The following is a 7,310-nucleotide window of genomic DNA, read 5'->3' as shown; positions in this document are numbered from 1 at the left end:
GTCGAGGCCGGGCGGCCGCGCCACGGTCCGGGGCGGCGGCGGCCACGCAGCGCGCCCTCCGCGCGGTGCCTTCTCCTGGTCGCTCATGGCCATGGCGTGCCTCCCGGACCGTTGCATCTCGTTGCAAACGGTAACGTGTCTTCGCCCCTTTCTTCGATTAGCAAGCAAAGCCCTTCACAATCCCTGAAGGGCGATGCGGCCGAATTCCTCCATTGCGCGAACGCAAGGACAGGACCGAGGTTCGGACCTCTCTCTGGCCGCCCGATCGAAGGACGCAATGCAATGCGGAGCCTTGCCATCCCATGAAAGCCCGGACCTGGCTGCGCATTCTGCTCGTCCTCCTGGTGGCGGCCGCCGGCGTCGCGGCCTGGCGCTTCACGCACCTCGCCGAAGTGAAGGCCGTGGCGGTGCGCCGCGGCACGGCGGCGGAGATCGTCTACGCCACCGGCGTGGTGGAGCCGCGCCGCTGGGCCAAGGTGTCGACCCTGCAGCGCCAGCGCATCGTCTCCATCTGCGACTGCGAGGGCCAAAGGGTGAAGCAGGGCGACGTGCTGGCGCAGCTCGACGATTCGGTCGAGCAGGCGACCCTCGCCGAGATGGAGGCGCGCCGGGCGCGGCTCGAAGGCGACGTGGCCCGCGCCAAGAGCCTCATGGAGCGTCAGGTGGCGAGCCAGACCGCCTACGAGCAGGTGCTGACGCAACTGCGCGAATACGAGGCGCGGGTGGAGGCGCAGAAGCAGCGCATTGAGGAATTGAAGCTGCGCGCGCCCATGGACGGCGTGATCCTGCGCAAGGACGGCGAGGTGGGCGAGGTGCTCGCCACCACCGGCGACACCACCCTGTTCTGGATCGGCGAGCCGAAGCCCCTGCGCATCGTCGCCGACGTGAACGAGGACGACATCCCGCGCGTGAAGGTCGGCCAGAAGGTGCTGCTGCGCAACGACGGCTACAAGGACCAGCTGCTGGAGGCGACCGTCGCCGAGATCACGCCCAAGGGCGACCCGGTGAACAAGACCTTCCGCGTCTATCTCTCGCTGCCCGACGACACGCCGCTCGCCATCGGCATGAGCGTCGAGGCGAACATCGTCGTCGCCGAGCGCGACAACGTGCTGCTGGTGCCCGGCGAGGCGCTGATCGGCGACGCCGCCTTCCGCATCGAGGGGCGGCGCCTCGCGCGCACCGAGCTGACGCTCGGCCTGCGCGGCACCCGCATGAGCGAGGTGCTCTCGGGCCTCAAGGAGGGCGACCTGGTGGCGAGCCCCGCCACCAGCGACCTGCGGAACGGGGAGCGCGTGCGCGTCCTCGGCCGAACGCTCCTGGACCAGGGCGCCGCCACCGGATCGGAGGGCGCGCCCAAGGGAGCGGCGCCGTGAGCGCCCGCTTCGGCCTCGCCGTCTCCATCGCCCTCACCCATGTGCGCAGCCGGGCGCGGCAGACGCTGGTGGGCGTGCTCGGGGTCGCCACCGGCGTCGGCTTCTCGGTGATGATGGCGGCGCTGATGGAGGGCTCCCAGCGCGACTTCATCACCCAACTGGTGGACGCGCTGCCGCACATCCTGGTGAGCGACGAGCGGCGCCATCCCTCGCCCCAGCCGGCCGAGGAGGCCTTTGACGCCGCCGCGATCCAGGGCCTGACCACCAAGGCGATCCGGCCCGGCATCAAGAACCCCTACGCCATCATGTCCGCCATTTCGGGCTGGGTGGAGGGGGCGGTGGCGCCCTCGGTGCAGGCCAAGGCGGTGGTGCGCTTCGCCGGGCGCGACCGCACCGCCAGCGTGATCGGCGTCGATCCCAAGCGCGAGGGCGCGGTCTCCAAGCTGCCGACGCAGATCCGCGAGGGCACGCTCGCCGACCTCTACCGCGCCTCCAACGCCATCATTCTCGGCGACGGGCTGGCGGGCAAGATCGGCGCACGGGTCGGCAACGTGGTGTCGGTGACGGGAGGCACCGGCCAGGTGCTGCTGTGCACCGTGGTCGCCTTCTCCCATACCGGCGTCGCCTCCGCCGACGACAGCCAGGCCTATGTGCTGGTGAAGACGGCGCAGATCCTCGCCGGCCAGACCGGGCTGGTGAACGAGATCCGCGTGAAGGCGCAGGACGTGATGGCGGCGCGCGAGATCGCCGCGCGCATCGAGGCCGAGACCGGCTACAAGTCGGTGTCCTGGCAGGAGGCGCACGAGGACCTGCTCTCCGCCTTCGAGATCCGCAACCTCATCATGTACATGGTGGTGGGCGCGATCCTGCTGGTGGCCTCGTTCGGCACCTACAACATCATCTCCACCATCACCCACGAGAAGACGCGCGACATCGCCATCATGAAGTCGCTCGGCCTCACCGAGCGCCTGGTGCGCACCATCTTCGTGCTGGAGGGGCTGGTGATCGGGCTGACCGGGATGGCCCTCGGCTTCGCGCTCGGCTTCGGCCTCTCGCTCGCCATGGGACAGGTGGCGATCAAGAGCCCGTTCATGGATGCGACCCACCTGCCCATCTATTATTCGCCGCTGCACTACGCGCTTGCCGGGGCGGTCGCGTTGAGCGCATCCCTGGTCGCGGCCTATCTGCCGGCGCGCAAGGCGGCCTCGCTGCAGCCGGTGGACATCATCCGGGGCGCCTCGTGAGCGGCGCGCCCCTGATCCGCGCGGAAAACCTCGGCCGGGTAATCACCGGCGAGGTGCCGGCGACGCTCATCGCGGACGCCAACCTCCGCGTCGCGCCGGGAACCTTCATGGCCATCACCGGGCCGTCCGGGTCCGGCAAGTCGTCGCTGCTCTATCTGCTCGGCCTGCTGGACCTGCCCACCACCGGCGAGGTCTATGTGGACGGGCAGGCCACAAGCCGGCTGTCCGAGGACGCGCGGGCGGCGATCCGCCTGGAAAAGCTCGGCTTCGTGTTCCAGTTCCACTTTCTGCTGCCGGAATTCAGCGCCCTGGAAAACGTGCTGCTGCCCATGCGCGCGCTCGGCCGGCTGAAGGCGGAGGCGATGGAGGCGCGCGGGCTGGCGCTGCTCGCCTCGCTCGGCCTGGAGGCCCATGCGCGCAAGCGCCCGGACCAGCTGTCCGGCGGCCAGCGCCAGCGCGTCGCCATCGCCCGCGCCCTCGCCAACGACCCTGCGGTGCTGCTCGCCGACGAGCCGACCGGCAATCTCGACACCCAGTCCACCGAGCAGGTGTTCGCCATCCTGCGCCGGCTGGTGGACGCGGAGAAGCGGGCGGTGGTGATCGTCACCCACGACCTCGCTCTGGCCGCGCGCGCCGATCTCCAGGTCCGGGTGGTGGATGGACGCATCGTCGAAGGCGGCGCTCCCGCCGCGACGGGCTGAACCGCCTCGGACGAACCGCCACCTTGCGGTGCGGCACACCCGTGCCATAGTCGGAAGAGTTCCAGGGTGCGGCACCGGAACGACGGCGCGCGTCACCGCACACGGCAGCAAGATGCGTCAGGGCGCCGCAGGGCGACGGATGGGGGCATGACGAGCCAGGACGATCGTGAGCAGGAGCGGGACCTCAAGGCCCTTCTGGAACGCCTCAGGCAGGAACATCGCGACCTCGACGCGGCGATCGACGCGCTGACCGCGGTGGCGGGCTCGGACGTGCTCCAGGTGCAGCGGCTGAAGAAGCGCAAGCTGCAGCTCAAGGACCGAATCAGCCAGGTGGAGGACGAACTGTTCCCCGACATCATCGCCTGAGCGGGCCGCTTCCATCGCGTCTCGCCCCGTCATGCCCCGGCTTGTCCGGGGCATCCACTCCAGGCCCTGCCCAGCCGCGCGAAATGCAGAAACCGTGCGCCCGGCCGGAACGTTGATCCCCCGGACAAGCCGGGGGATGACGGCGGTGACGGAAATGTCAGGACGCTGAGGACCTCCGGCCTCAGAGCGCGCCCAGCATGGCGGAGGCGCTGGAAACGTCGGCCTTGGACGGCACGTCCTCCACGTTCAGCACCTTCACCACGCCATCCTCCACCAGCATGGAGAAGCGCTTGGAGCGCAGGCCGAGGCCGGCGGCCGAGCCGTCGAAGGTGAGGTCGAGCGCCTTGGCGAAGGCGGCATCCGCGTCGGCCAGGAAGACGATCTTGCCGTCCGCGCCGCTCGCCTTCTCCCAGGCGCCCATGACGAAGGGATCGTTCACCGACACCACGGCGATGGTGTCGACGCCCTTGGCCTTGATCGCCTCGGCCTCGGCCAGATAGCCCGGCAGGTGGTTCTTGTGGCAGGTGGGCGTGAAGGCGCCGGGGACCGCGAACAGCACGACCTTCTTGCCCTTGAAGATCTCGTCGCCGCTCTTCGGCACCGGGCCGTCGGCCGTCATCATGCGAAAGGTGGCGGAGGGAAGGGTATCACCGACCGAGATGGGCATGGAGCGCTCCGATGGATTGCGGCGGGTTCGGCCGCTGCGCGACAATACGTCGTTTTCCGGAGGAGGAAAGCGCCGAAATCCGTTGCGGAAACGGCGCTCAGGGGGCCGGGATCTCGTGCTCCACCGCGATCGCCCGCGGCGCGTCCACCAAGGTGAAGGCGAGGCGGGCGCCCTCGATCCCGGCGTTCGGCGGCAGGCCGTCCACCGCCAGCACGAAGCGCGCCCTGCCATCGGGCAGCGCCGTCTTCTGCGGCAGCGGCAGCGCCCAGCGCGGGTCCGGCCCCTCCACGAACAGATCGGCCATGGGGCTGTGGACGCGGGCCTCCACCACCAGTTCGGGCGGCGTCTTGGAGCGGTCCAAAGCGACCGAGGTCACGGCTGGCGCCTCGGCGCCGCCCAGCGCCGCCGCCTGGGCACCGAAGCGCACGCCTGGGCGATGCGGGCGTCCGCGCCGACGCCGTCTTTGCCGTCGATCACGAGAGAGAATTCCGCCTGCGCCGGCAGGCACAGCGCCTCGCAGACCGCGAAGTCGAGCTTGAGGTGGAGGCGCGCCGGCGCCTTGGGATCGGCGAGCCTGACCGCCAGCGGGAACAGCACGTTGCCCTTGTAGCCGATGGAATAGACGCCGGCCCCGTCGGCGAAGCGCCGCGGCGCCGGCCACGCCATGTCCACCCCCAGCACGTTGTGGGAGCCGGCCCACTCGATCTGCGGCGGCACGCCGGCATCACCGGGATAGCGCCAGTAGGTCTTCCAGTGCGGGGCGAGCCGGATCTCCAGGCCCGCCTGGGCCACGTCGCCGGCGATCGACCCGGCGATCAGCCGCACCTCGGCGCCCTGCACCGCCACCGGCGCGCTCTCGCCCGCCGCGGCGGGACGCACCGGCGCGGCCGCCAGCGTCACGGCGAGGGCGCAAAGCCCGAAACGGAAGGGACGAAAGCGTGCGCAGATCATGGTCCAGCGGGGTAGCGCCTTCCGCGGCCGGGCGCAAAGCCCCCGTGAGCACAAGGCCGTGACGGCACGCGCGAACACCCCGCCGGAGCCGGTCCGGCGCTCACGAAGCGGACGTGGCGCATTCCCAAACCGGGCGCGGCGCGGTAGCCTTCTCCCATGATCGATATCGCCAGGCACGGATCGTCGGAAGAGGATCCGAACTTCCTCGACGGCCAGATGCTCATCGCCATGCCGGCCATGCGCGACGAGCAGTTCGCCCGCACGCTCATCTATCTGTGCGCCCACTCGGCGGACGGCGCCATGGGCATCGTCGTCAACCAGCCGGCGAGCCACATCGACTTTGCCGAACTCCTGGTCCAGCTCGATGTGGTGCCCGCTTCCGACCGCATCCTGCTGCCGAAGCGCGCCGAGGGCATCAAGGTGCTGCGCGGCGGCCCGGTGGAGACGGGACGCGGCTTCGTGCTGCACTCGGCAGACTATTTCATCGAGAATTCCACGCTGCCCATCGACGACGACATCTGCCTGACGGCGACGCTCGACATCCTGAAGGCCATCGCCGGCGGACACGGCCCGAAGAGCGCGGTCCTCGCCCTCGGCTATGCCGGCTGGGCGCCGGGCCAATTGGAGATGGAGATCCAGGCCAATGGCTGGCTCCATTGCGCCGCCGATTTCGATCTGGTGTTCGGCGGCAGCACGGAGGCGAAATACGACCTCGCCTTGCGCAAGCTCGGCATCGATCCCGGCATGCTCTCCTCGGAGGCCGGGCACGCGTGACGGTGCGGCGCGGGCCTGATCCCCGCGCCGCTGACCGGCCGGCTCAGTCGGCGGGCCGCAGCTTCGCGGCGTCCGCCTCGGCCGGCAGATAGAGCGCGCCGTCGCGATAGACCGCGCCCTCCATGATGCCCTTGCCGTCCTTCACCGCGATGGTGCCGACAAAGGCGCCGAGCGTCGACTGGTGGTCGCCGGCGCGGAACGTGACGGTGCCGAACGGCGTGTCCACCGCGATGCCCTTCGCCGCCGCGATCAGCTTGTCGGTATCCGTGGAGCCGGCCTTGGCGATGATGGCGGCGGCCGCCTTCATGGCCGAATAGCCGACGATGGAGCCGAGCCGCGGATAATCGCCGAACTTGCCCTGATAGGCCTTCAGGAAGGCCTGGTGCGCGGGCGTGTCGATCACCTGCCAGGGATAGCCGGTGACAATCCAGCCCACCGGCGCCTCGTCCTTCATGGGGTCGAGATATTCCGGCTCGCCGGTAAGGAAGCTCACCACCGCCCGGTCCTTGAACAGGCCGCGCGTGGTGCCCTCGCGCACCAGCTTCGCGAGGTCGGGGCCAAAGGTGACGTTAAGGATGGCGTCGGGCTTGGCCGCGGCGATGGCCTGCACCACCGGGCCGGCGTCGATCTTGCCCTGGGGCGGCCACTGCTCGGCCACCCACTCGATGTCCGGGCGCTTCTCCGAGAGCAGCTTCTTGAACACCGCCACCGCCGACTGGCCGTATTCGTAGTTCGGCGCGATGGAGGCCCAGCGCTTGGCCGGGAGCTTCGCCGCCTCCTCCGCCAGCATGGCCGCCTGCATGTAGTTGGAGGGGCGCAGGCGGAAGGTGTAGGCGTTGCCCTTGTCCCAGACGATGGCGTCGGTGAGCGGCTCGGCGGCGAGGAAGAACACCTTCTTCTGCTTCGCGAAGTCGGAGACCGCGAGGCCCACGTGGGAGAAGAAGGTGCCCATCAGCATCGCCACCTTGTCGGCGGAGACCAGCTCGTTGGCGGCGGTGATGGCGTCGGCCGGCTTGCCGGCGTCGTCCTTGGAGATCACCTCCACCTTGCGGCCGAGCAGGCCGCCGGCGGCGTTGACCTCCTCAAGCGCCAGCTGCCAGCCCTTGCGGTAGGGCTCGGTGAAGGCGGGAATGGTGGAATAGGAATTGATCTCGCCGATGCGGATCGGCGCCTGCGCCATCGCGGCGCCGGGCGCCAGCGCGGCGAGGAGGCCGAGCGCCAGCGCGGCGAGGAG

The 7,310-nt window shown here is 70.0% G+C and carries 9 protein-coding genes; 5 read left to right on the top strand and 4 right to left on the bottom strand.

The window, feature by feature from the left end:
- Positions 1–302: 302 nt before the first annotated feature.
- The 4 genes from AC2W7M_RS16255 to AC2W7M_RS16240 all read left to right on the top strand — a co-directional run bounded on the left by AC2W7M_RS16255 (position 303) and on the right by AC2W7M_RS16240 (position 3,684).
- Positions 303–1,373, top strand: coding sequence for an efflux RND transporter periplasmic adaptor subunit (locus AC2W7M_RS16255; protein WP_486133264.1), 1,071 nt, complete (start codon positions 303–305; stop codon positions 1,371–1,373).
- Positions 1,370–2,617 carry an ABC transporter permease gene (locus AC2W7M_RS16250; protein WP_486133262.1) on the top strand — a complete coding sequence of 416 codons (1,248 nt, stop codon included), beginning with the start codon at positions 1,370–1,372 and terminating at the stop codon, positions 2,615–2,617. The genes AC2W7M_RS16255 and AC2W7M_RS16250 overlap by 4 nt, the downstream gene beginning before the upstream one ends.
- Positions 2,614–3,318: an ABC transporter ATP-binding protein gene (locus tag AC2W7M_RS16245; RefSeq protein WP_486133260.1), complete on the top strand. Its 705-nt coding sequence runs from the start codon at positions 2,614–2,616 to the stop codon at positions 3,316–3,318. The genes AC2W7M_RS16250 and AC2W7M_RS16245 overlap by 4 nt, the downstream gene beginning before the upstream one ends.
- Before the next feature lie 147 nt (positions 3,319–3,465).
- Positions 3,466–3,684 (top strand): YdcH family protein, encoded by a 219-nt coding sequence (locus tag AC2W7M_RS16240; RefSeq protein WP_486133258.1) that lies wholly within the window; start codon positions 3,466–3,468, stop codon positions 3,682–3,684.
- Positions 3,685–3,865: 181 nt separating this feature from the next.
- Here AC2W7M_RS16240 and AC2W7M_RS16235 read toward each other — a convergent pair whose 3' ends face one another.
- The 3 genes from AC2W7M_RS16235 to AC2W7M_RS16225 form a co-directional block, all read right to left on the bottom strand.
- Positions 3,866–4,351, bottom strand: a complete 486-nt coding sequence (locus AC2W7M_RS16235) for a redoxin family protein (protein WP_486133256.1) — start codon at positions 4,349–4,351, stop codon at positions 3,866–3,868.
- Positions 4,352–4,448: 97 nt separating this feature from the next.
- The gene (locus AC2W7M_RS16230; protein WP_486133254.1) at positions 4,449–4,727 is read right to left on the bottom strand and encodes a hypothetical protein; all 279 of its coding nucleotides are present in this window, start codon (positions 4,725–4,727) and stop codon (positions 4,449–4,451) included.
- Entirely contained in the window at positions 4,724–5,251 is a 528-nt protein-coding gene (locus tag AC2W7M_RS16225) for a protein-disulfide reductase DsbD domain-containing protein (protein WP_486133252.1), read from the bottom strand. The genes AC2W7M_RS16230 and AC2W7M_RS16225 overlap by 4 nt, the downstream gene beginning before the upstream one ends.
- Before the next feature lie 207 nt (positions 5,252–5,458).
- Between AC2W7M_RS16225 and AC2W7M_RS16220 the strand changes: the two genes are divergently transcribed.
- On the top strand, positions 5,459–6,076 hold the full coding sequence (locus AC2W7M_RS16220) for a YqgE/AlgH family protein (RefSeq protein ID WP_486133250.1): 618 nt from the start codon (positions 5,459–5,461) through the stop codon (positions 6,074–6,076).
- Positions 6,077–6,119: 43 nt separating this feature from the next.
- Here AC2W7M_RS16220 and AC2W7M_RS16215 read toward each other — a convergent pair whose 3' ends face one another.
- Positions 6,120–7,298, bottom strand: coding sequence for an ABC transporter substrate-binding protein (locus AC2W7M_RS16215; protein ID WP_486133266.1), 1,179 nt, complete (start codon positions 7,296–7,298; stop codon positions 6,120–6,122).
- Between the last annotated feature and the right edge of the window lie 12 nt (positions 7,299–7,310).

The organism is Xanthobacter sp. BG11Y11_SDJG (assembly GCF_057364445.1).
This window is presented reverse-complemented; position numbering and strand designations above follow the sequence as displayed.